Consider the following 24,027-nt stretch of genomic DNA (forward strand, 5'->3'; position numbering starts at 1 on the left):
CATTAGGGCAGCAGCAAGGTTTGCTGGAGCACACGCATACAAAGCGACATTAACGGCCCTGGCATCAGGCCCAAGGCTAATAACGCAAAACCATTTACGACCAGCACCATGCGCGCACCCGTATAGGCCACCAGAGGCGTTTGATCAAGCGGTGCATCAAAATACATCAGCTTAACAATCCGTAAATAATAAAAGGCACCCAATAGCGAGGAGAGCACAGCCAGCACCACCAGCCAAGTCAGACCTGCATTCATCGCCGCTTCAAGCACCGCAAATTTCGCATAAAAACCTACCGTGGGCGGCAGACCGGCAAGGGAGAACATCATCACCAGCATGACCAACGCAAAAAGCGGCGAGCGTTGGTTAAGCCCTTTAAATGCATCGATACTCTCTACCTCAAAATCACGCCGCGCCAGCAACATCACTACCCCAAAACTGCCGAGCGTAGTCAATAAATAGATGATGCTATAAAAGGTTGCCGAGCTATACGCGCCGACCAGATTACCCAATTTGCCGCCCACTACACCAGACAAAAGAGCCAGCAGCACAAAACCCATATTTGAGATGGCTGAATAGGCTAGCATGCGTTTGATATTTTTTTGCGCAATGCCCACTAAATTGCCGATGACTAAAGAAAGCGCGGCCAGTATCACCAGCATTTGCTGCCAATCAATCGCCAATGGCAAGAGGCCAATCACCAATAAACGCAGTCCCCAGGCGAAAGCGGCCACTTTTGGGCCACCGCCAATTAATAATGTCATCGCAGTCGGTGCGCCTTGATAGACATCAGGTACCCACATGTGAAATGGCACCGCACCCAGCTTAAAAGCGATGCCTACAACAATAAAAACGACACCGAAGAGCAATACCGTATAGTTAATGCGACCTGAGGCAATCGCCCGAAACACTTCGTCTAAATCAAGCGAGCTGGTTGCGCCATACAACATCGAGATGCCATAAAGCAAAAAACCAGAAGCCAGCGCCCCAAGTACATAGTATTTCATCGCCGCTTCGGTGGCCAGTTTAGGCACCGATTGCGTGGCTGGCGTCAATAGAGCGGTTGTGTCTGGGCGTAGTGCAATTAATGCATACAGTGACAATGACATTAATTCAAGCCCGAGATACAGGATCAGAAAGTTATGACCCGAAATCATCACCAACTGCCCAAGCAACGAAAACATCGCTAGCAAATAAAAATCACCCCGAAAAAGCCCACGCTCCTCAAGGTATTTTCTTGAATAAATCAGTGCGATGGCAAACCCTGCGGTGACGGCTGCCTTCATCAGATTAGCGAATGGATCAATCACATACATATTGTCGAAAAAATAGTGTGATTGGCCATGGGTAGCCAGTAATAAATAACCGAGGGCCGCGAGCAGCGACGAAATGACGGCAACTAGATACGTTGCACGACGCCCGGCCAGATTCGTGGCGCCCGTGACAATATCGTTCAGCCAAGCAAGTATAATTGCCAACAATAAGAAGGCATCAGGCAACAGCATGGTCATATGGGTATTTTGCATACAGTGGCCTTATGATGAAAGTTTTGACTGCGCAACATGAGACAGCAGCTTGGCGACCGAGGTATGCATCACTTCGGTTAATGGTTTCGGCCAAACCCCTAACGCCAAGACGAACGCCGCCAGCACAAACAACATTGAAAACTCGCGTCGGCTGAGATCTTTTAGCTGCGCGACCTGTTGGTTAGCCACCGCGCCAAACTGCACTCGTTTATACATCCACAAGGTGTAGGCTGCGCCCAAGATCAAAGTGAAGGCAGCCAGCAAGCCAATCCAGAAATTGAAACGAACCGCAGCTAAGATCACCATCCACTCACCGACAAAACCCGAGGTGCCTGGCAAACCGCAATTCGCCATTGAAAATAACATCGAGAACGCGGCAAATTTTGGCATCACATTCGCCACCCCGCCGTAATCCGCCATTAAGCGACTATGCATACGGTCATACAATATGCCAATGCATAAAAACATCGCGCCGGATACAAAACCATGCGAAATCATCTGCACTAGCGCACCTTCCATGCCGAGCGCATCAAAAATGAAAAAACCCAACGTCACAAAGCCCATATGCGCAATCGATGAGTACGCGACAAGCTTTTTCATATCGGTTTGCACTAACGCCACTAAGCCGATATAAATCACAGCGATAAGCGACAAGGTAATCATCACCGGCGCTAGCAGATGGCTCGCATCAGGCGCGATCGGCAGCGAGAAGCGCAGAAAACCATACGCGCCAAGCTTCAGCATCACTGCCGCCAACACCACCGAGCCGCCGGTTGGCGCTTCAACGTGAGCATCAGGCAACCAAGTATGGACTGGCCACATTGGCACCTTCACGGCGAAGGCCATAAAAAACGCAGCAAATAACAACACCTGAGGCAGCATCGCTAACGGTAGCTGGTGCCAAATAGCCAGCTCAAAGCTGCCCGAGTGCGCGTATAAATACAGGAGCGCAACCAGCATCAGCAACGAGCCAAAGAGCGTATAGAGGAAAAATTTAAACGCGGCATAGACACGGTTTGGACCGCCCCAAACACCGATGATGAGATACATCGGAATTAAGGTTGCCTCAAAAAACACATAAAACAGCAAGCCGTCTTGGGCGCAAAAGACCCCGACCATTAACCCAGACAAAATCAAAAAGGCAGCCAGATATTGCGCAATATGCCGCGTCACTGAAGTCCAACTGGCAATGATCACCAACACGGTGATCAAGGCGGTTAACACTACAAACCACAGTGAGATGCCATCAATGCCAAGGTAGTACAAGACATTAAAACGCTCAATCCAATTGGCCCGCTCAACAAACTGCAGCGCCGCCGTGTGCGCATCAAAATGCGTGATCAGGGGTAAGGTAACGATAAAGCTCAGGCTCGCGCCGAGCAATGCCAGCCAGCGCACCAGCGCAGGTTTAAGGTAGGCACTGCTGGCCAAGACCAAGACGCCAAAGGTAATCGGCAAGCCGATAGCTAGGCTGAGAAGCGGAAAAGATTGAAAAGGTTGCATTTGGATACGGGTCTCTGGCTTCTTATTTACCGCCAATCGTGACAAACAGCGTTAGCAGCGCTAGCATGCCAACGATCATCGCGAATGCATAGTGATAGATATAACCGGATTGCAAAGAGCGCATCACACTTGCAAACCAGCCGACTAGGCGCGCACTGCCATTCACCGCGGCGTCAATCACTTTGCGCTCACCGGTTTGGGAAAAGCGTGCGCCAATTAAGAGCGCGCCTCGCGCAAAGACCGCTTGATTGATTTTGTCCAGATAATATTTGTTCTCAAACAGCGTATAAAGCCAGCTACAACGGGCCTTAATGGCTATCGGCAAAGCCGGGTACTGCAAATAACCCAGCCATGCCACCGCCACCCCGGCGCAGGCCAGCCATACCGGTAACGTCGTCAACGCATGCAGCGCCATTGCAGTCCAGCCATGGTACTCAGCCGCCATCGACTGCAGCGCAAGGTGACTCGAGCCGATATAAATGACTTTTTCAAACGCCACTCCGTGCTCGAAAAATTGACCGTAGAGCAGCGGGCCAATCGCCAATGCGCCGCTGATGACGGAGGGGATAGCAAGCAGCATCAACGGCACGGTAACCACCCATGGCGATTCATGCGGCGTATGCGCGTGACTACTATGGCTATGATCCAGACTGTGCTTAAAGCGCTGTTTACCGTAAAACACCAGAAAAATCATCCGGAACGAATATAGGGCGGTGACAAAGACACTCGCCACAACGGCAAAATAGGCAAAGCTCGAGCCCGCAATAGTTGAATATTTGACCGCTTCAATAATTGAATCTTTTGAATAAAAACCTGAGAAAAACGGCGTGCCAATTAATGCCAGCGAGCCAATCAGCGAGGTCAGCCAAGTGATTGGCATGGCTTTACGCAAGCCACCCATATAGCGCATATCTTGCTCATGATGCATGCCGATAATCACCGAGCCTGCCGCCAGAAATAGCAAAGCTTTGAAAAATGCGTGCGTCATCAAGTGAAAAATAGCCACCGGATACGCCGACACCCCCAAAGCAACTGTCATATAACCCAGTTGTGACAGCGTCGAATACGCGACCACCCGCTTGATATCGTTTTGCACCAGACCAAGCAGCCCCATCAGCAAAGTGGTGATCGCGCCGATAATTAACACAAACGACAGCGCACTGTCGGTTAATTCAAACACCGGCGACATCCGCGCCACCATAAAGATACCCGCGGTCACCATGGTGGCGGCGTGAATCAGCGCCGAAATCGGCGTTGGGCCTTCCATTGAATCAGGCAGCCAGACATGCAGCGGAAATTGCGCGGACTTGCCCATCGCGCCGATAAAAAGACAAATGCAAGCGACGCTTAAGAGGCCCCATTGAGTACCCGGGAAAGTCAATGCGGCGAGCGCTTCGCGTTGCGCAAACACATCGCCATAGTTGAGCGAGCCCGCATACGCAAATAGCAAGCCAATCCCAAGAATAAAACCAAAATCGCCGACCCGATTGACCAGAAACGCTTTCATATTGGCATAAATTGCGGTTGGCTTGGTGTACCAAAAACCAATCAGCAAATACGACACAACCCCGACTGCCTCCCAACCGAAAAAAAGCTGTAGAAAATTATTGCTCATCACGAGCATCAGCATCGCGAAGGTAAACAGCGAAATATATGAGAAAAACCGCTGGTAGCCCGGGTCATCCCGCATGTAGCCAATCGTATAAACGTGCACCATCAGCGAGACAAAGCTGACCACACACATCATCAATGCGCTTAACGAATCAATTAAGAAACCAATTTCAAATTTGAGCGTGCCTAAACGCATCCATTCGTATACGGTTGCGTTATAACCGGCACCGCCGATCACCGCATATAAGGTCAGTGCCGAGAGCACAAAGGCAATCGCGACACCGGCGATGGTGAGCGTGTGTGCGCCTGCGCGACCGATGGTTTTGCCAAAAAGCCCAGCGAGCAAAGCCCCCGCTAGCGGCGCTAGCGGAATTGCAAGCAGCAAATTAGAGTCAAGTGTTGCTGTCATTAGAAGTAACCTAATTAACCTTTAAGCTGATCGAGATCTTCGACATTAATCGTGTCAAACGTACGAAACAGGGTGACTAAAATCGCCAGCCCAATGGCAGCTTCAGCGGCTGCCACAGTCAGGACAAAAAAGACAAAAACCTGGCCATGCGCATCGCCAAGGTAGCGTGAAAAAGCAACAAAATTAGTATTGACGGCAAGTAACATTAATTCAATTGCCATCAAGATCACAATCAGATTGCGTCGATTTAAAAAAATGCCAACGATGCTAATCGCAAATAAAATTGCAGCAAGAACCAAATAGTGGGCAAGGGTCAGAGTCATCTTTATTCCTTTTGGCGTTAGCTCGGGCTTTTGCCATCCGCGGAGTCAGCAGACGCAGATTGGCTTGCAGCACCCGCAGAATTTTCTTCTGAAGGCATTTTTACAATCCGCAGCCGGTCTTCGCGGCGCACGCGAATTTGCTTTGTCGAGTCAGTGCGCTTACGGTCTTTGCCATGGCGTAGCGTTAACGCAACCGCTGCAATCATTGCCACCAGCAACAACAGGCCTGCGATTTCAAAGGCGAAGATATATTCGGTATAGATCAATTTGCCCAGCGCATGCGTGTTTGAAACGGCATCAGCCTGAGTTGCTGGCAAGTGACTCGCTGGCGCAGTCGTCCCACCATACCCGCGCCATAAAATTAAGGCCATCTCCGTAATCAATACACCACCGATAATCATTGCGGTTGGCACAAAGCGTTTAAAGTCGCCCCGCAGTCGCCGCAAATCCAGGTCGAGCATCATCACGACGAAGAGAAAAAGCACCATCACCGCGCCAACATAAACCAGGACCAGTAGAATGGCCAGAAATTCGGCGTGCAATAGCAGCCAGAGCGCGGCCGCGTTAAAAAAAGCCAGCACCAAAAAAAGCGCCGACTGTACCTGATCAGGCGCTGTGATCACCCGCAGCGCCGAGACGACTAGAATCGACGCAAAAATATAAAATAGTAAAGTTGTGAATTCCATTTAGCCTCTCACTCAACGATAGGGCGCGTCAGCGGCTTTGGTTTCAGCAATTTGCGCTTCATACCGGTCCCCCACCGCCAATAACATGTCTTTGGTGAAATACAAGTCACCTCGCTTTTCGCCGTGATATTCGAGGATTTGAGTTTCAACAATCGAATCGACTGGACAGCTTTCTTCGCATAACCCGCAGTAAATGCATTTGGTTAAGTCAATATCATAACGTGTGGTGCGGCGCGTATTGTCTTCACGTAATTCCGATTCAATCGTAATCGCCAGCGCCGGACATACCGCTTCGCACAGCTTACAGGCAATGCACCGCTCCTCCCCATTAGGGTAGCGGCGGAGTGCATGCAAGCCTCGAAAGCGTGGCGAGAGCGGAGTTTTTTCTTCTGGGAATTGCACCGTAATCTTGCGTGCAAATGCATAGCGCCCAGTCAGCGCCATGCCTCGGAAGAGTTCAATTAAGAAAAAACTCTTAAAGAAATTTTTAATCGCAGTCAACATAATTCGATCCGTTAAATCGGCTTGGCAAAGCAGCCTGAGCAACACAGCGTTGCCCGATAAGGCTCTGTTACCAGACCGTTATTGCCAAATATTCCATGGTGACATGATCCAAAACCCCACCACAGCAAGCCAAACAAGCGTCACTGGAATAAAAATTTTCCAGCCCAAACGCATAATTTGGTCATAGCGGTAACGTGGGAAAGTCGCACGCGCCCAGATAAAAATAGACAGCAATAGAAAAACTTTGAGCGCCAACCAAATCACGCCGGGGATAAATGAGAGCACGGCTAACGGCGCATCCCAGCCGCCTAGAAAGAGCGTCGCAGTCAGCGCCGCAATCACGATCATATTGATGTATTCAGCCAGGAAGAAAAGCGCAAACGCCATCCCCGAATAATCCACCATATGACCCGCCACAATTTCCGACTCGCCTTCAACCACATCAAATGGGTGGCGGTTGGTTTCAGCAATACCCGAAATAAAATACACCCCAAAGATGGGCAAGAGCGGCAGCCAATTCCATGACAGCAGGTTAATCCCTAAGCCAGCAAAGATCCCGCGCTGTTGCGAATGAACAATTTCAGACAAATTCAAACTGCCGGCGGTCATCAACACCACGACCAGAGCCAGACCCATCGAAATTTCATAAGAAATCATCTGCGCCGAGGCACGCATAGCCCCCAAAAAAGCGTACTTGGAGTTTGACGCCCAACCTGCAAGGATCACACCATAGACCCCCACCGATGAAATCGCCATCGCATATAAGAGGCCGGCATTCACATTCGCCAAGACAGCTTGCGCCTGAAATGGAATCACGGCCCATACGGCCAGCGCTGGCGCCACGGTCATAATCGGTGCCAAGATATAAAGCCAGTGCGTGGCCTTAGCCGGCGTGATAACTTCTTTAAGCAGCAACTTAAGCACATCAGCAATCGGCTGTAGCAGCCCTAATGGCCCTACCCGATTGGGTCCTAGCCGCACATGCATCCAGCCGATCAGCTTACGTTCCCATAAGATCAAATAAGCGACCGACAAGAGTAGCCCAACGCAGACCACAAGAATGCGTATCAGCAGCCATACTGTGGGCCAGGCAACGCCAAGCGCTTGCATACCAAGCGTATTGATTGTATCGAACATAATGGAGGCCTTTGCTTTACGCCCTTTCTATCCATAACTCGCCAAACAGGCTGCCGAGTTGAGCCGAGGCGTGCGTTGCGGCTGGTACACGCGCCACCGTCTCTGGCAAACGTGCATCACGCACCGCCGGCATGGTCACTACATAGTCACCTTGACGCACCCGCACCGCGTCGCCTGCTGCCAAGCCAAGCTGGTCGAATAGTTTTGCTGGCAACGATACCCGTGACGCTGCTTGCGCGGTACGGGTCAGTTGTAAAGATTCAGCACGACGCACCAGCGGGTCGGCATGATAGATCGACACCTCAGGCAAGCGCTCGAGCACCGTGACGCCAGTTTCCAGCGCTGGCTGATCGCTCTGCTTCAGCTTCAGCGACGGTGCGCTCTGACTGCTATTCGAGAGCCGCGCGGTAATCTCAATGCCCTCAAGAGCGGTAGCACGCACGGCTTCAGCGGTCTCATACGCAAAACCAGGCAACTCTAGCAATTGGCCCAGCACCGTTAGAATTTTCCAACCTGGGCGGGCTTCGCCTAGTGCTTGCACGACGCCATTAAAACTTTGCACGGTACCCTGCGCATTGACCAAAGTTCCAGCGGTTTCAGTAAACGCCGCCACCGGTAATAACACATCGGCATACTCCAAACCGTGCTTAAAGGTGGCTAGACTCACCACCATCTCGGCCTGCGCTAGCGCCGCGCGTGCCTGGGCCGGATCTGCTGTGTCATATTCCGCTTCTACGTTAAACAGGAGATAAGCCTTGCGTGGTTGCTTAAACATCTCCGCGACAGACAAGCCGCCGGCTCCCGGCACAGCACCAACAAGGTGCGCTCCGACGGTGTTGGCCGCTTCGGTTAAAAAGCCGAGGGTCGCGCCGGTGTACTGCGCAATCCACTGAGCTGCGGCATAGAGCAAGCTGAAATCTGGATGCTGGACAACCGCATTGCCTAACAAGATCGCGCGTTGCGCGCCTAATTGAGGAAGACCGAGCTGAGTGGCTATTTTTCTAGCAGCGGTTGAAGGCGTCACGCCGTTAAATACCTCAGGCACCGCTAGATTGCTCGCCTGCGCAAGCGCTACGGCAATCCCGGCCAGCTCCTCTAACCAAGCAGAGGGGGCGGCAACTAAACGCTGTGCCGTTGGGATCAATGCATCATCATCTATCGCGTGCAATAAATGAATCTGAGCGCCAGCTTTGGCCGCTTGCCGCAAGCGTGCCGCAAACAATGGATGATCACTGCACAGTAACGCCCCCACCACCAGTGCGCTATCAAGGTTTGATAAAGCAGCAATCGGCATGCCGAGCCAAGGCGCGGTAGGTAAAGTCTCGCTAAAATCACTTTGCCGCAAACGGAAGTCAATATTTTCAGTGCCTACCCCACGGGCGAGCTGCTGCCACAGATGAAGCTCTTCCACTGTACTGTGCGGACTAGCGAGTGCGCCAATTGAAGCTGCGCCATGGCTTTGCTTGATCTTGCTTAAACCCTGCGTGACATAGGCTAAGGCAGTTTGCCAATCGACTTCATGCCATTGCCCATCTTGCTTGATCATCGGCTTGGTCAAGCGCTCGCTGCTATTGAGCGCTTCATATGAAAAACGATCTTTGTCGGAGAGCCAGCATTCGTTAATCGCTTCGTTCTCAAATGGCAAAACCCGCATCACACGGTGGCCTTTCACTTGCACCACCAGGTTAGCGCCGACGCTATCATGCGGGCTAATGGATTTACGGCGAGATAGCTCCCAGGTCCGCGCACTGTAACGGAATGGCTTTGAGGTCAGCGCACCCACCGGGCAGAGATCAATCATATTACCCGACAATTCCGAATTGACGGTTTGGCCAACAAAAGCAGTGATTTCAGCATGCTCGCCGCGGCCCAGCATTCCCAACTCCATCACACCAGCCACTTCTTGCCCAAAACGCACGCAACGCGTGCAATGAATGCAGCGCGTCATTTCTTCCATCGAGACCAACGGGCCGATATTTTTATGAAAGACAACGCGCTTTTCTTCGCTATAACGGGAATGTGATTGACCATAGCCGACGGCCAGATCTTGCAATTGGCATTCGCCACCTTGGTCGCAAATCGGGCAATCGAGCGGATGGTTGATGAGTAAAAATTCCATCACCGCTTGCTGTGCTTTGACGGCTTTTTCTGAGCGGGTTTTGACCATCATGCCAGCCGATACCGGCGTTGCACAAGCGGGGACCGCTTTCGGCATTTTTTCAACTTCAACCAGACACATCCGGCAGTTGGCCGCGACCGACAGTTTTTTGTGATAGCAAAAGTGCGGGATATAGGTATTCACCTGCTGCGCAGCCTGAATCACCATCGTACCCTCAGGTACTGCAACTTTTTTACCGTCTATTTCCAATTCAACCATTTTGCGACCGTATCAAAAAGATTCGACTGGTTGAGCAACCAGACAGCGCTTGTGTTCAATATGATGCTCGAATTCATGCCAATAGTGCTTGAGCATGCCGCGCACAGGCATCGCAGCAGCATCGCCCAAGGCACAGATGGTACGACCCATGATGTTTTCAGCGATCGAATTGAGCAACTCAAGGTCATCCGGGACGCCCTTGCCATGCTCAATCCGATGAATCACACGGTAGAGCCAGCCGGTGCCTTCGCGGCACGGCGTGCACTGGCCGCACGATTCTTCATAATAAAAATAAGCCAAACGCAATAGCGCGCGCACCATACAACGTGTTTGATCCATCACAATCACCGCGCCAGAGCCCAGCATAGAGCCCGCTTGCGCGATGGAATCATAATCCATATCCGTTTGCAGCATGATTTCAGCTGGCACCACCGGCGCCGATGAACCACCGGGAATCACCGCCTTGAGCTGACCATTGCCGCGCATCCCGCCAGCACAGGCTAATAAGGTGGCAAATGACGTGCCCAGCGGTACTTCATAATTGCCAGGCTTGGCCACATCGCCTGAGACCGAAAAGATTTTAGTGCCACCGTTATTCGGTTTGCCCAGTTCTAAATATTTCTGCGCGCCAAGCGCAAACAAAAACGGGACCGCGGCAAACGTTTCTGTATTATTGATGGTGGTCGGTTTGCCATACAGGCCAAAACTTGCCGGAAAAGGCGGTTTAAAGCGTGGTTGACCTTTTTTGCCTTCCAGCGATTCAAGCAAGGCGGTTTCTTCACCGCAGATATACGCGCCATAACCGTGGTGCGCATACAGCTCAAATGAAAAGTCTGAGCCAACAATGTTGGCGCCTAAGTACCCTGCCGCACGCGCCTGTTCAAGAGCCAACTCAAAGCGCTCATAGGCTTGCCAGATTTCACCATGAATATAGTTATAGCCAACGGTAATCCCCATCGCATAAGCGGCAATCGCCATGCCTTCGATCAGCGCATGCGGATTGTAGCGCAGGATATCGCGATCCTTAAACGTGCCAGGCTCGCCTTCGTCAGAGTTGCACACCAGATATTTCTGGCCTGGAAACTGACGGGGCATAAAGCTCCATTTAAGACCGGTTGGAAAACCAGCACCACCGCGCCCGCGCAGACCCGAAGCTTTAACTTCGGCAATCACGTGTTCAGGGGGGATTTTCTCAGCCAGAATACGCTTAAGCTGTTGGTAACCGCCACGCGCGAGGTAGTCCTTGAGTTGCCAGTTCTCGCCGTTCAGTCCAGCCAAGATCAATGGTTGCAGGTGGCGTTCGTGCACACACGTCATCGCGCAAGCTCCTCGAGCAACTGATCAATTTTGTCACGACTCATAAAACTACACATTCGTTTATTGTTCACCAACAACACCGGCGCATCGCCGCAGGCGCCCATGCATTCGCCTTCGCGCAGCGTAAATTTGCCATCTGGCGTGGTTTCGCCAAAGCCAATACCCAGTTTACGTTTCACATAATCGGCCGCCGCCTCTCCACCCGATAAAGCACAAGGTAGATTGGTGCAGACGGTGATTTTATGCGTACCCACCGGCGTCGTTTGATACATGGCATAAAAAGTCGCGACTTCCTGCACAGCAATGGCAGGCATAGCGAGATAATCCGCAACAAAACGGATCACTTCAGCCGAGAGCCAGCCATGCTCATCCTGCGCGACTGCAAGCGCCGCCATCACAGCAGACTGTTTCTGCGCAGCCGGATATTTAGCTAGCGCACGATCAATTTCTTTCAAAGCTTCAGCAGAGAGCATTTTGAAGATCACTCTTTTAATTCCATCACCGGCTTAAAAGACAGCCATAAATAAACTATAACGCCTAGGCGCAGTTCCTGATTAACGATCAATTTCACCAAATACAATGTCTTGCGTGCCGATAATCGTTACCGCATCAGCAATCATGTGACCTTTTGCCATTTCATTTAAGGCCGACAAATGAGCAAAACCAGGTGCACGTATCTTCAAGCGGTAAGGCTTGTTAGCGCCATCTGACACTAAGTAGATGCCAAATTCACCCTTCGGATGCTCAACCGCCGCATAGGTTTCTCCAGCTGGCACACAAAAACCTTCGGTGAACAGCTTGAAATGATGAATTAGCGCTTCCATATTGCTTTTCATCTCAAGCCGATTAGGCGGCGCAACCTTATGGTCATCGATCATCACCGGACCCGGATGTTGCCGCAACCAGTCTATGCATTGACGAATAATACGAGTTGACTGCCGCATTTCTTCAATGCGCACCAAATAACGATCATAACAATCACCGTTGGTACCAACTGGAATATCAAAATCAAGCTGAGCATAAACCTCATAAGGCTGCTTTTTGCGCAGATCCCACTCAACCCCGGAACCGCGCAACATCGGCCCGGTCAGGCCAAGCTGCAAGGCGCGCTCAGGACTGACAATACCAATATCGACTAAACGCTGCTTCCAGATCCGATTATCGGTGAGTAAGGTTTCATATTCATCGACGCAGTTTGGAAAACGTTGGCTAAAATCATCAATAAAATCAAGGACTGAACCCTGACGTGCTTGATTCAGCTTGGTCAATGCCTTGGCATGACGAATTTTAGAGGCTTTATATTGCGGCATCGCCTCAGGCAAATCGCGGTAAACACCGCCTGGGCGATAATAAGCCGCGTGCATACGAGCACCTGACACCGCCTCATAGACATCCATTAAATCTTCACGTTCGCGAAACGCATACAGAAAGACCGCCATCGCACCGACATCAAGCGCGTGTGAACCCAGCCACATTAAATGATTTAAGATCCGCGTAATCTCGTCAAACATCACCCGGATATATTGTGCGCGGACCGGCACGGTAATGCCTAACATTCGCTCAATCGCCATCACATAGGCATGCTCGTTGACCATCATCGACACATAGTCGAGACGGTCCATATACGGCACCGATTGCAGATAGGTCCTGGTTTCAACAAGCTTTTCAGTGGCCCGGTGGAGCAAACCGATATGAGGATCGGCGCGCTGAATCACTTCACCATCAAGCTCCAGCACCAACCGTAGTACCCCATGGGCTGCCGGATGCTGCGGACCAAAATTCAGCGTGTAGTTTTTGATTTCTGCCATCTTAGCGATCCCAACTTAATCTTCGCTTCATATGTTGTAGCCTGGGTTAATTAGGACGGTTTGGCTTCAAGCCACCGTAGCCTTCTTCGCGGATGACGCGTGGGATAATTTCGCGTGGCTCGATGGTTACCGGCTGATAAATCACCCGTTTTTGCTCAGGGTCATAACGCATCTCAACGTAACCAGAAACCGGGAAATCTTTGCGGAATGGATGACCGATAAAACCATAATCGGTCAAAAGACGGCGCAAATCCGGATGCCCGTCAAAGACTAAACCGAACAGATCAAATGCTTCGCGCTCATACCAATCGGCTGAACTCCAAATGTCAATCACCGAAGGCAACACCGGCAGTTCGTTATTGGGCGCAAATACTTTGACGCGTAAGCGCCAATTATGGGTAATCGATAAGAGATGCGAGACGGCGGCAAAACGAGGACATATCGACTCATCTTGAGCCACGATGAGTTCGCGCTTAGCAACCTCGTCATACACGGAATAATCAACACCGCACAAGTCAATCAGTTGCTCAAAGCACAACGAAGCTTCATCGCGTAGCGTGCGCATCACCTCGAGATACTTATTGGCATTGACCACGGCTGTAATCTGCCCAAACGCATGCGTAATGCGCACATCAGTACCAAAGGTTGCCTCGAGATTCGCCATGAGCGCTGCGAGCTTGCTTGTCATTGAGGAAGACCCCACTTCAAATACCGTATCAAAAATTTTGCTTAACTGTATTGCAGAGAAATTAGCGCGCAATCGTATTCGTGCGAGTGATCTTAGCCTGCAACTGAATAATGCCGTAAATTAGGGCCTCAGCCGTCGGTGGGCAGCCTGGCACATACACATCAACCGGCACAATCCGGTCACAACCCCGTACGACAGAATATGAGTAATGATAGTAACCACCCCCATTAGCGCATGAGCCCATCGAAATTACCCAGCGCGGTTCTGCCATTTGGTCATAGACTTTGCGCAATGCGCTCGCCATTTTGTTACACAGCGTACCCGCAACAATCATCACATCGGCTTGACGCGGACTGGGCCGAAACACAACGCCGAAGCGATCGAGATCATAACGAGATGCACCCGCATGCATCATTTCAACCGCGCAGCAAGCAAGACCAAACGTCATCGGCCATAACGAGCCCGTGCGCGTCCAATTAATCAGCTTGTCCGCAGTGGTGGTAATAAACCCTTCTTGCAGGACGCCTTCAATACTCATAACTTTGCGCTCCGCTCCAGATCAGCATTAATCTGCCCTCTGCATTTGCTATACCTCACCCTGATCACTCCCAGTCGAGTCCGCCTCTGCGCCAGATGTAGGCGAAACCCAGCACAAACTCGAGCAGAAAAATCATCATCGCGAGAAAACCCGGCCAGCCAATATCTCTAAGCGCCACGCCCCACGGAAAAAGAAAGGCAGTTTCTAGATCAAAGATAATAAACAAGATCGCGACTAAATAATAGCGCACATCAAATTTCATGCGCGCATCTTCAAATGCCTCAAAGCCGCATTCGTAAGGTGCATTTTTCTCGCTATCCGGGCGATTGGGGCCCAGTATCTTGCCGATACCGAGCAATATCATACCCAAACCCGTGCCCACGAGGATAAAGAGCAAGACAGGAAACCAAGCTGCGAGGTTCAAGACAATCCTCTATCGTTTTAGGCTGCCAGCGGACATCATCAATGCCCAGCTATACATACCTATATCCATAAACTCAAACAACAATGCCAGCCGAAGCACACGCTAAGCAGCTGGCATTGAAAATACATGGTGCCGACGATGAGACTCGAACTCATACGGCTTGCGCCACTACCCCCTCAAGATAGCGTGTATACCAATTTCACCACGTCGGCACAGACTATGTTTACACAAATTGCTGCAAAGCCGAGATTCTAACGTGTTCGCAGCGATTGTTCAATGCAATTGCAGCGATTGTTTAATGCAATTGATCAGCAAGCAGCGATAAGATGCGCTGCGCTGACGGTGAAACATCCATCTCGCCGTCATCATTGACCACGGCCACGCGAGTTGTGGTCTGAGTCATCGCCCGCACACGCAGTTTGTACTGCTTTACCACTTTCTCTTTTCTGCCACGAAAAACCTGGCTCCAAAAACTAGGCTCAGCCGCAGCAGACATGGGTTCAACATAGCGCACGGTATACATGCCCTGAGCACGGTTGCCCTGAGCAACGCTGAAATTACCGCGTTCAAGTGCATAGCCTATATATAACCACACCCGCTCAAATGGCTCAGCAAAATCGATTTGGGTCAAGTTAACGGGAGCCGGCGCACTCTGCTGCGCGGCTGAGGCTAGCGCAGCCGTCGAAAGAGCGGCCCCAGCCACAGCCGGTGCTTGACTCGATTTATTCGGCCCCAATGCCAGCATCAAACGCTGCAAATATTCAGCTTCAAGAACTGGATCATGCGGAGCGCTTTGCCATTGGCTCATTTCTTTGTGACGGCCTACCAACACCTCACGCATGCCCTTCTGGCTTAATAAGATTGTGCTGCCCCCCTGCGGGCGGCTCTCCAGGCGAAGGCGGTATTGGTTTTTTTCGCCCGTCACATAAGCATGTGAGAACGCTTTAGCGAGCGTGTTGCGGATAACGCCTTGGTCAATATTGGTATATGTTTCTTTCCAGTCCGTTTCCATCACACCCCGCTCAGGGGTATCAAGCGTGAGCGAAAAACCTTGCTCTTGCCAAAACTGACGGATTTTCGGCCACAGTTGCTGCGGGGTTTGCTGCTCGACGATTAGCCAACGCATACTGCCTTGACGCTCAATATGCATGCCGACAATCGGCTCAAGCGCCCGCTCGAGCGGCACCATAACGGGCTCAGGACGCAGATACGAAGACAGTGATACCGCGCCATCTGGCCCCGGGGTACGCTGCTGGGTTGTCGCATACGCCATATCAGGCGGGACCACGAGCGGTGTAGATTTCGATTTTGTTGCGCCTTGATAATCAATGGCATTGGGATTAGGCGAGCTACACCCCGCTATCGCCAGAACAAATATCGAGCGCGTCATTGCGCGCAGCATCATAGTAGATTGGATCATTAGATAAAACCGCAGAATAAATCGGAAGAGTTTTGTGATAAGGACCACATTTGTTTTGGATTTTAGCATGGCGCTTGTCATTACTGATCGCATAAACTCATCACCGCCACCTCAAGGCGATGTGCTTTTGAGTTAACGCTAGCACTTACCATACACTTTTTTGTCTTATCTAGTGTACGCTAATAGTTTATGAGTCAAGAAGCTGCTATTGTGGTGCGCTCTCTGATTGTGATGCCTCTGGATTAAGGATGGTTAGTTGAGTGGCATCGGCATAGTGAAAAAACCAGCAAAAGGAACGTTAAATGACTGAGGGCCAACAGATAACGCCTGTTAAGCGTTTCTTTTTACAAACGCTTAACAGGATGCGCGTCATGCCGCGGCGCACCTGGCTGCTACTGCTTACGCTTTTCACCCTAGCGCTTGCCATACTGATCTGGCGCGGCTGGCTCCACCCAACCCATGCCAATTCAGCGACTAAGCTGCAGAGTAGTTCGCGCCTAGACAGCGCTCAGGTGCAAACTGTACGTGTCGCGCAGGTCACACTCGGCGAGATGCCGATTGAACTTAATGCACTCGGCACCGTCACCCCACTCGCCAGCGTAACAGCAAAAACGCAAGTCTCAGGCACGCTGATGAAAGTGATGTTCAGAGAAGGGCAATTTGTGCAAAAAGGCGATTTACTCGCCCAAATTGATCCACGACCCCATCAGATTAATTTGCAAAATGCACAAGGCATACTGGCTAAAGATCTCGCTTTACTCAAACAGGCTCAAGCGGATCTTAAACGTTACCGAATTTTGTTGAAACAAGATTCAATTTCGGCAAAGCAAGTGGCAGATCAAGCCTCACTGGTCGAGCAGTATCAAGGCATCGTGCAAGCCGATCGCGCTCAGGTCGATCAATATAAACTTAATTTGGCGCATTGCCGCATCACCACCCCAATTAGTGGCCGCGTTGGTCTACGGCAAGTTGACGCCGGTAATTATGTACAACCTAGCGATGCCAACGGCATTGTGGTAATTACACGGATGCGGCCAACTAGCGTTATTTTTAGTTTGCCTGAGGATGCCCTGCCCGCAGTGCTCAAACGTTTGCACTCGACACAAAAATTACCGGTTTCTGCTTACGATCGCAACCGCAGCATAGTGCTTGAAAAGGGGCATCTGAAAACCATTGATAATCAGATCGATACGGCAACCGGCACCATAAAATTGCGGGCCCACTTCGCTAATCAGCAAGATATGCTGTATCCGAACCAGTTCGTGAACATTAATCTACTGGTCAATACCCTACGTGGCATCGCTATCGTACCCAGTTCAGCGATTCAAAACGGCTCGATCGGCCCTTATGTCTATATTGTCAATGCAGATCGCACCGTCTCCGTGCGGACCCTTAAAACTGGCCCGGTTAGTGGTGAATACACCAGCATCAGGGCGGGACTAACGCCCGGAGAGCAGGTCGTAATTGACGGCGCAGATCGCCTGCGTGAAGGCACAAAAATCGCCATTGCACCCGCTCAACCGGCATGAATCCCTCGCGCGCCTTTATTGTACGTCCGGTTGGCACCAGCTTATTAATGCTGGCCATTCTGCTGGCTGGGTTGGTCGCGTTACGCTTCTTGCCCATTTCAGCCCTGCCGGCACTTGATTATCCGACGATTCAAGTACAAACCTTCTATCCGGGCGCAAGCCCGGAGGTGATGACTTCAGCCATCACCGCACCGCTTGAGCGCCAATTGGGTCAGATGCCAGGCTTAAAACAGATGTCATCGGCTAGCTCAGCGGGTGCTTCCGTGATTACGTTGCAATTCAATCTTGATTTGTCACTGGATACCGCTGAGCAAGAGGTACAAGCGGCCATCAATGCCGCGAACAATTTATTGCCCGCTGATCTTCCCGCTCCCCCCATTTATGCCAAAATCAACCCGGCCGACGCGCCTATCCTAACGCTTGCGCTGACCTCAGCCACGCTCCCCTTAACCCACGTGCAAAACCTCGCCAACACGCAGTTGGCGCAAAAAATATCGCAGGTCTCAGGGGTTGGGCTGGTGAGCTTGAGCGGCGGACAGCGGCCCGCCGTGCGAATTCGCGCCAATCCACGCGCCTTGGCCGCCTATGGCTTAACGCTGGATAGTTTACGCATATCCCTAGGCACACTGAATGTGAATACGCCTAAAGGTAGCTTTGATGGACCATCGCGCGCTTACACGATCAACGCGAATGATCAACTGCAAAGCGCTGACGAATACGCCAACGCAATCATCGCCTATAAAAATGGCCGGCCGATTAAATTAGCCGACGTTGCCACCGTGATTGAAGGTGCTGAAAACGATAAGCTCGGCGCCTGGATGAACACAACCCCGGCAGTCATTTTGAATGTGCAACGCCAACCGGGCGCCAATGTGATTCAAACCACGGATAGCATCAAGGCCTTGCTACCGCAATTAAAACAAGCGCTGCCGGCCGCCTTGCAAGTCACCGTCCTGACCGACCGCACCACCACCATTCGCGCCTCCGTGCACGATGTACAGTTTGAACTCCTGCTGTCGATTGCGCTCGTGGTACTCGTCATGTTTGTGTTTTTATCAAACTTCTATGCCACTTTGATTCCGAGTTTATCCGTCCCTTTATCACTGATTGGTACGCTTGCGGTGATGTATTTATGGGGCTTCTCGCTCAATAACTTGTCTTTGATGGCGTTAACCATTGCCACTGGCTTTGTGGTGGATGACGCGATTGTTATGATCGAAAATATCACGCGTTTCATTGAAAAGGGTGAGAGTCCATTGCAGGCCGCGCTAAAAGGTTCAAAACAGATTGCGTTTACGATTATTTCTCTCACCGTCTCACTGCTCGCCGTGCTGATTCCACTGCTTTTTATGGGGGATGTGGTCGGCCGGCTGTTTCACGAATTTGCGCTTACTTTGGCCATTGCTATTTTGATTTCGGCACTGGTATCGCTCACCTTAGTGCCGATGATGTGCGCCTATCTGCTGCGCTCGGGGTCTAGCCAAACCAACCGATACCTACACACATTCGAAGTTAAAACACGGGCTTTTTTCGAGGCCACGATCATGCACTATGGACGTGCATTGATGTGGGTGCTCGCTCATCAGTCGCTGACGTTATTGCTCGCGCTAGGGACTTTGCTACTTACCGTACTCTTATATTTATTCATTCCAAAGGGATTTTTTCCAGTCCAAGACACGGGCATCATTCAAGGCATTGCGCAAGCATCGCAAACTACTTCGTATGCGGCGATGGCACAACGTCAGCAGGCCCTAGCCGCCGAGATTATGCAAGACCCAGATGTGATGAGCCTGTCGTCGTTCATCGGGGTCGATGGGTCAAATATCGCCTTAAATAACGGACGCTTCTTAATCAATCTGCGTCCGCATGGCCAACGCACAGCTCAAGCCAGTGAAATCATCCGACGACTGCAACAACGCGTGGCATCGATTGCTGGCGTATCACTGTATATGCAGCCCGTGCAAGATTTAGCCATTGATGCAACGGTCAGCCCAACCCAATATCAGTTCATTCTACAAAACGCCCAAGCAGATGAGTTCGATGTCTGGTTACCTAAACTCATCACGCGCTTGCAACAGTCTAAAGTCCTCGCCGATGTAGCCACTGACTTGCAAAACAATGGTTTATCCATTTATGTGAAAATTGACCGCGATAACGCGGCCCGTTTTGGCATCACGCCAGCCACGGTCGACAACGCACTCTATACGGCCTTCGGCCAGCGCATTATTTCAACTATTTTCACCCAATCAAACCAATACCGCGTCATCCTGGAGGCCGATCCGGTAGCACAACAAGGCATGAGCGCGCTGGCTACGCTCAGTTCAATCTATTTGCCATCGACAACTGCTGCCAGCGGCCAAGTGCCACTTACAGCGATTGCTAGCCTCAGCGAGCAGCGCGCACCCCTGATCGTCAACCACCTCGGCCAATTTCCAGCCGCCACGGTTTCGTTTAATTTAGCGCCCAATGCATCACTGAGCGCTGCCGTCCAAGAAATTGAAAAAGCCTGCGCTGAAACTCAGCTACCCAACTCATTTAACCTACACTTTCAAGGTGCCGCGCTCGCCTTCAAAGCCTCGCTCACTAACCAATTGTTTTTAATTCTAGCGGCGATTATCACAATGTATATCGTGCTTGGGGTCTTATATGAAAGTTTTATTCATCCCGTCACCATCTTGTCAACCCTGCCTTCAGCCGGCGCCGGTGCGCTCCTGGCACTGGTAATCAGTGGCCACGACCTGGATGTGATTGCAGTCATCGGCATCGTGCTACTGATTGGTATCGTTAAAAAGAACGCCATCATGATGATCGATTTCGCCCTCGAAGCGCAACGCACTCAAAAGCAGTCGCCGCACGCAGCGATTTACCAAGCTTGCTTATTGCGCTTTCGGCCGATTCTAATGACCACACTCGCCGCGCTCTTTGGTGCGATCCCATTGATGCTCAGCTCAGGAGTCGGCGCCGAACTGCGCCGGCCACTTGGCATTGCAATTGTCGGCGGGCTGATCGTTAGCCAAGTCCTAACGCTCTTTACCACACCGGTTATTTATCTTGCTTTCGACCGCTTAGCACAGCGCTTTAAACGCCAAGCCCCAAGCACACTATGAATTTATCGCGTCTATTTATTGCACGCCCAATTGCAACGACGCTGTTGTCAGCCGGCATCATGCTCGCCGGCATTTTTGCTTTTTTCAAACTGCCGGTGTCACCCCTGCCGCAAGTTGATTTCCCAACGATTTCGGTAGCAGCAAGTTTGCCAGGGGCCAGCCCCGAAGTCGTCGCCACCAGTGTCACCAGCCCACTCGAGCGCCGCTTGGGGCAAATCGATGGCGTCACCGAAATGAGCTCGGCGAGCTCAAGCGGCTCAGCTCAAATTATTTTGCAGTTTGAACTAAATCGAAATATCGATAGCGCCGCGCGCGATGTACAAGCGGCCATTAATGCCGCGCGCGCCGATCTGCCCAGTCATCTGAAACAAAACCCCAGCTATAACAAAGTCAATCCGGCTGACACCCCGGTCTTAATCCTCGCGCTCACCTCACCCACGCTAACGCGCGGCCAGCTCTACGATTCAGCGGCGACGGTACTGCAACAAGCGCTGTCTCAAGTACCCGGCATTGGTGAAGTCGCGGTCAGCGGCTCCGCCAATCCAGCCGTGCGGATTGAACTTAACCCACATGCGCTGTCTCAATACGGGATGAGTCTTGAGACAGTACGCAGCGCGCTCGCAGCGGCCAATCAAAATATGCCCAAAGGCGCTCTAGAGCATGGCGCTCAGCGCTATCAACTCTACACCAACGACCAAGCAACCCAGGCCAGCCAGTACCGTGATCTGATTATCGCTTACCGTAACGGCGCAGCCGTACGGTTAACCGATGTCGGCAAGGTCAGCGATTCCGTTGAAAACGTACGCACGCTTGGCTTGTTGAATAACCAACCTGCCGTACTGGTGATCCTTTACCGGCAGCCGGGCGCTAACGTCATTGACACCGTTGACCGCGTCAAGGCGCTCTTGCCGCAACTAGAAGCCGCTCTACCTGTAGCGGTGAATATTACGACCATCGCCGATCGGACTAAAACCATCCGTGCTTCCTTAAAAGATGCTGGCTATACGCTGGCGATTGCGGTTGGCCTAGTGATTTTTGTGGTCTTCGCCTTTTTACGCAATGCTCGGGCAACCCTGATTCCGTGCATTGCGGTACCGATTTCAATCATCGGCACTTTTAGTGCCATGTACCTGCTTGGCTATAGCATCGATAACCTGTCATTGATGGCGCTCACGGTTGCCACTGGCTTTGTGGTCGATGACGCGATCGTTGTATTGGAGAATATTTCACGCCATATTGAAGCCGGCAAATCACCGTTGCGCGCAGCCCTGGCCGGCGCGCGCGAAGTCAGCTTTACGGTACTGTCTATGTCAATTTCGCTGGTCGCCGTTTTTCTACCTATTTTATTGATGGGCGGCATCGTCGGTCGCATCTTCCGCGAATTCGCACTCACGCTCTCACTGGCGATTGGTATGTCGCTGCTGGTGTCGCTGACGCTCACCCCGATGATGTGCGCGCGCCTTTTACGCGCCCGAAAAACCTCCGCCGAACCCATGCCAACAGGCCTAGCGCGTACTAGCAAACGCTTTTTCGAGGCGTTGCAGCGAGGTTATCAGGTTTCTCTCAATTGGTCGCTACAGCGGCCTAAACTGATTGGGCTCATCTTACTTGCCACCATCACATGCAATATCTATCTGTATATTGCCATTCCTAAAGGTTTCTTTCCGCAACAAGATACTGGAATTTTAGTCGGCAGCATCCGCGCCGACCAGAATACCTCATTCCAGCTGATGCAAACAAAGCTGGCGCAATCGATGGCAATCATCAACGCCGATCCTGCCATCGACACTATCGCGGGTTTTATCGGTGGACGACGCGCCAATGCCGGTTTCATGATCATCTCATTAAAACCACGCACTGAGCGCCAGCTGACCGCGGCGCAAGTGATCGAACGGCTGCGCCCAAAACTCAACGCAGTGGCGGGCAGCCGGGCTTTCTTATATGCCTCACAAGATATTCGGGTGGGCGGGCGGCAAAGCAATGCGCAATATCAATTTACTTTGCTCGGTGAATCCTCGGCTGAACTCTATCGCTGGGGGCAAAAACTCACCGAAGCACTGCAGCACAAGAACGAACTGACCGATGTGAATAGCGACGCGCAACAAAAAGGGCTAGAAAATATGATCGTGATCGATCGCGCTAGCGCCGCGCGTTTTGGCATAACACCAGCACAAATCAGCAGCACACTGTACGATGCGTTCGGCCAACGGCAAGTTTCGACCATTTATAACTCGTTAAACCAGTATCACGTCATCATGGGACTAGCCCCGCAATACACGCAAAATCCCGCGTCACTCAATGATATTTATTTGCGTACGGCTCGCACGCAAACGATGGTGCCATTATCCGCGTTTGCCCAGTATCAACCGGGTTATACGCCACTTGCTGTGTTCCATCAGGGACTTTTTGCCGCGACCACCCTCTCATTCAATTTACCGCCCGATAAATCGCTATCCGATGCCACCGCAATCATTCACGGTACGATGAACGAAATCGGTGTGCCCGCCACCATCCACGGCAGCTTTGAAGGCACCGCCAAGGTTTTCCAAAAGTCATTAGCGAACCAGCCACTGTTGATTCTCGCAGCATTTGTTGCGGTTTATATTGTGCTTGGCATTTTGTATGAAAGCACCATTCACCCTCTGACGATCCTGTCAACGCTCCCCTCGGCAGGTGTCGGCGCACTGCTTGCACTGCTCTTATGCAACACTGAATTTAGCTTGATTGCACTGATTGGCGTCACGTTGTTGATCGGGATTGTGAAAAAGAATGCCATCATCATGATCGATTTCGCCATCGCTGCAACACGTCTTGGCAGCACTGCGCGCGATGCCATTTTTAACGCGTGCCTATTGCGCTTTCGACCCATTATGATGACCACCTGCGCAGCCATGCTAGGCGCACTGCCACTGGCATTCGGCCAGGGTGAAGGTGCTGAACTGCGGCGCCCGCTTGGCATTACGATTATTGGTGGCCTACTGGTTAGTCAAATCCTAACGCTGTATACGACACCGGTGGTCTATTTGTATCTGGAGCGGCTACGCGAACGCTTGGCACAGCGACGCGCGTCAGCACCCAACGCTGGCCACTATAGTGATAACAGGCATATTTGAAGCTATCATC

General features: G+C 51.5%; 18 protein-coding genes and 1 tRNA gene. 3 read left to right on the forward strand and 16 right to left on the reverse strand.

Annotated elements, in window-relative coordinates; translation table 11 throughout:
- Nucleotides 1-2: 2 nt before the first annotated feature.
- From nuoN to bamC, 16 genes are all read right to left on the reverse strand, one after another.
- Complete coding sequence (gene nuoN / locus NQD60_RS06345; protein WP_257100115.1) at nt 3-1,523, reverse strand: NADH-quinone oxidoreductase subunit NuoN; 1,521 nt, start codon at nt 1,521-1,523, stop codon at nt 3-5.
- A 9-nt stretch (nt 1,524-1,532) separates the two neighbouring features.
- Complete coding sequence (locus NQD60_RS06350) at nt 1,533-3,026, reverse strand: NADH-quinone oxidoreductase subunit M (RefSeq protein WP_257100116.1); 1,494 nt, start codon at nt 3,024-3,026, stop codon at nt 1,533-1,535.
- A 22-nt stretch (nt 3,027-3,048) separates the two neighbouring features.
- Entirely contained in the window at nt 3,049-5,046 is a 1,998-nt protein-coding gene (gene nuoL / locus NQD60_RS06355; protein ID WP_257100117.1) for an NADH-quinone oxidoreductase subunit L, read from the reverse strand.
- 14 nt (nt 5,047-5,060) lie between these two features.
- Nucleotides 5,061-5,369 (reverse strand): NADH-quinone oxidoreductase subunit NuoK, encoded by a 309-nt coding sequence (gene nuoK / locus NQD60_RS06360; RefSeq protein WP_223691657.1) that lies wholly within the window; start codon nt 5,367-5,369, stop codon nt 5,061-5,063.
- A 17-nt stretch (nt 5,370-5,386) separates the two neighbouring features.
- On the reverse strand, nt 5,387-6,055 hold the full coding sequence (locus NQD60_RS06365) for an NADH-quinone oxidoreductase subunit J (protein ID WP_257100118.1): 669 nt from the start codon (nt 6,053-6,055) through the stop codon (nt 5,387-5,389).
- Nucleotides 6,056-6,067: 12 nt separating this feature from the next.
- Nucleotides 6,068-6,556, reverse strand: coding sequence for an NADH-quinone oxidoreductase subunit NuoI (gene nuoI / locus NQD60_RS06370; RefSeq protein ID WP_223694749.1), 489 nt, complete (start codon nt 6,554-6,556; stop codon nt 6,068-6,070).
- Between the two features lie 81 nt (nt 6,557-6,637).
- Nucleotides 6,638-7,696, reverse strand: coding sequence for an NADH-quinone oxidoreductase subunit NuoH (nuoH, locus tag NQD60_RS06375; protein ID WP_257100119.1), 1,059 nt, complete (start codon nt 7,694-7,696; stop codon nt 6,638-6,640).
- Nucleotides 7,697-7,712: 16 nt separating this feature from the next.
- Nucleotides 7,713-10,073: an NADH-quinone oxidoreductase subunit NuoG gene (nuoG, locus tag NQD60_RS06380; protein WP_257100120.1), complete on the reverse strand. Its 2,361-nt coding sequence runs from the start codon at nt 10,071-10,073 to the stop codon at nt 7,713-7,715.
- A gap of 12 nt (nt 10,074-10,085) precedes the next feature.
- A complete protein-coding gene (gene nuoF / locus NQD60_RS06385) occupies nt 10,086-11,390 on the reverse strand; it encodes an NADH-quinone oxidoreductase subunit NuoF (protein ID WP_257100121.1) in 1,305 nt (434 codons plus the stop codon).
- On the reverse strand, nt 11,387-11,863 hold the full coding sequence (nuoE, locus tag NQD60_RS06390) for an NADH-quinone oxidoreductase subunit NuoE (protein WP_257100122.1): 477 nt from the start codon (nt 11,861-11,863) through the stop codon (nt 11,387-11,389). Before nuoE ends, nuoF begins: the two co-directional genes overlap by 4 nt.
- 81 nt (nt 11,864-11,944) lie before the next feature.
- Nucleotides 11,945-13,198, reverse strand: a complete 1,254-nt coding sequence (locus tag NQD60_RS06395; RefSeq protein WP_223691663.1) for an NADH-quinone oxidoreductase subunit D — start codon at nt 13,196-13,198, stop codon at nt 11,945-11,947.
- Between the two features lie 46 nt (nt 13,199-13,244).
- Nucleotides 13,245-13,886, reverse strand: coding sequence for an NADH-quinone oxidoreductase subunit C (locus NQD60_RS06400; protein WP_257100123.1), 642 nt, complete (start codon nt 13,884-13,886; stop codon nt 13,245-13,247).
- Between the two features lie 61 nt (nt 13,887-13,947).
- Nucleotides 13,948-14,424: an NADH-quinone oxidoreductase subunit B family protein gene (locus tag NQD60_RS06405; protein WP_223691667.1), complete on the reverse strand. Its 477-nt coding sequence runs from the start codon at nt 14,422-14,424 to the stop codon at nt 13,948-13,950.
- A 64-nt stretch (nt 14,425-14,488) separates the two neighbouring features.
- The gene (locus NQD60_RS06410; RefSeq protein ID WP_257100124.1) at nt 14,489-14,848 is read right to left on the reverse strand and encodes an NADH-quinone oxidoreductase subunit A; all 360 of its coding nucleotides are present in this window, start codon (nt 14,846-14,848) and stop codon (nt 14,489-14,491) included.
- Nucleotides 14,849-14,975: 127 nt separating this feature from the next.
- A tRNA-Leu gene (locus tag NQD60_RS06415) sits at nt 14,976-15,060 on the reverse strand.
- Nucleotides 15,061-15,143: 83 nt separating this feature from the next.
- Nucleotides 15,144-16,268: an outer membrane protein assembly factor BamC gene (gene bamC / locus NQD60_RS06420; protein WP_257100125.1), complete on the reverse strand. Its 1,125-nt coding sequence runs from the start codon at nt 16,266-16,268 to the stop codon at nt 15,144-15,146.
- Nucleotides 16,269-16,570: 302 nt separating this feature from the next.
- Between bamC and NQD60_RS06425 the strand changes: the two genes are divergently transcribed.
- From NQD60_RS06425 to NQD60_RS06435, 3 genes are read left to right on the forward strand one after another with little or no spacing between them, the layout of a single operon-like run.
- Nucleotides 16,571-17,797 (forward strand): efflux RND transporter periplasmic adaptor subunit, encoded by a 1,227-nt coding sequence (locus NQD60_RS06425; protein ID WP_257100126.1) that lies wholly within the window; start codon nt 16,571-16,573, stop codon nt 17,795-17,797.
- Nucleotides 17,794-20,904: an MdtB/MuxB family multidrug efflux RND transporter permease subunit gene (locus NQD60_RS06430; RefSeq protein WP_257100127.1), complete on the forward strand. Its 3,111-nt coding sequence runs from the start codon at nt 17,794-17,796 to the stop codon at nt 20,902-20,904. Before NQD60_RS06425 ends, NQD60_RS06430 begins: the two co-directional genes overlap by 4 nt.
- Nucleotides 20,901-24,017, forward strand: a complete 3,117-nt coding sequence (locus tag NQD60_RS06435) for a multidrug efflux RND transporter permease subunit (protein ID WP_257100128.1) — start codon at nt 20,901-20,903, stop codon at nt 24,015-24,017. The genes NQD60_RS06430 and NQD60_RS06435 overlap by 4 nt, the downstream gene beginning before the upstream one ends.
- Nucleotides 24,018-24,027 lie beyond the last annotated feature (10 nt).

It is taken from the genome of Mycoavidus sp. SF9855, assembly GCF_024582735.1.
Lineage (GTDB): Bacteria > Pseudomonadota > Gammaproteobacteria > Burkholderiales > Burkholderiaceae > Mycoavidus.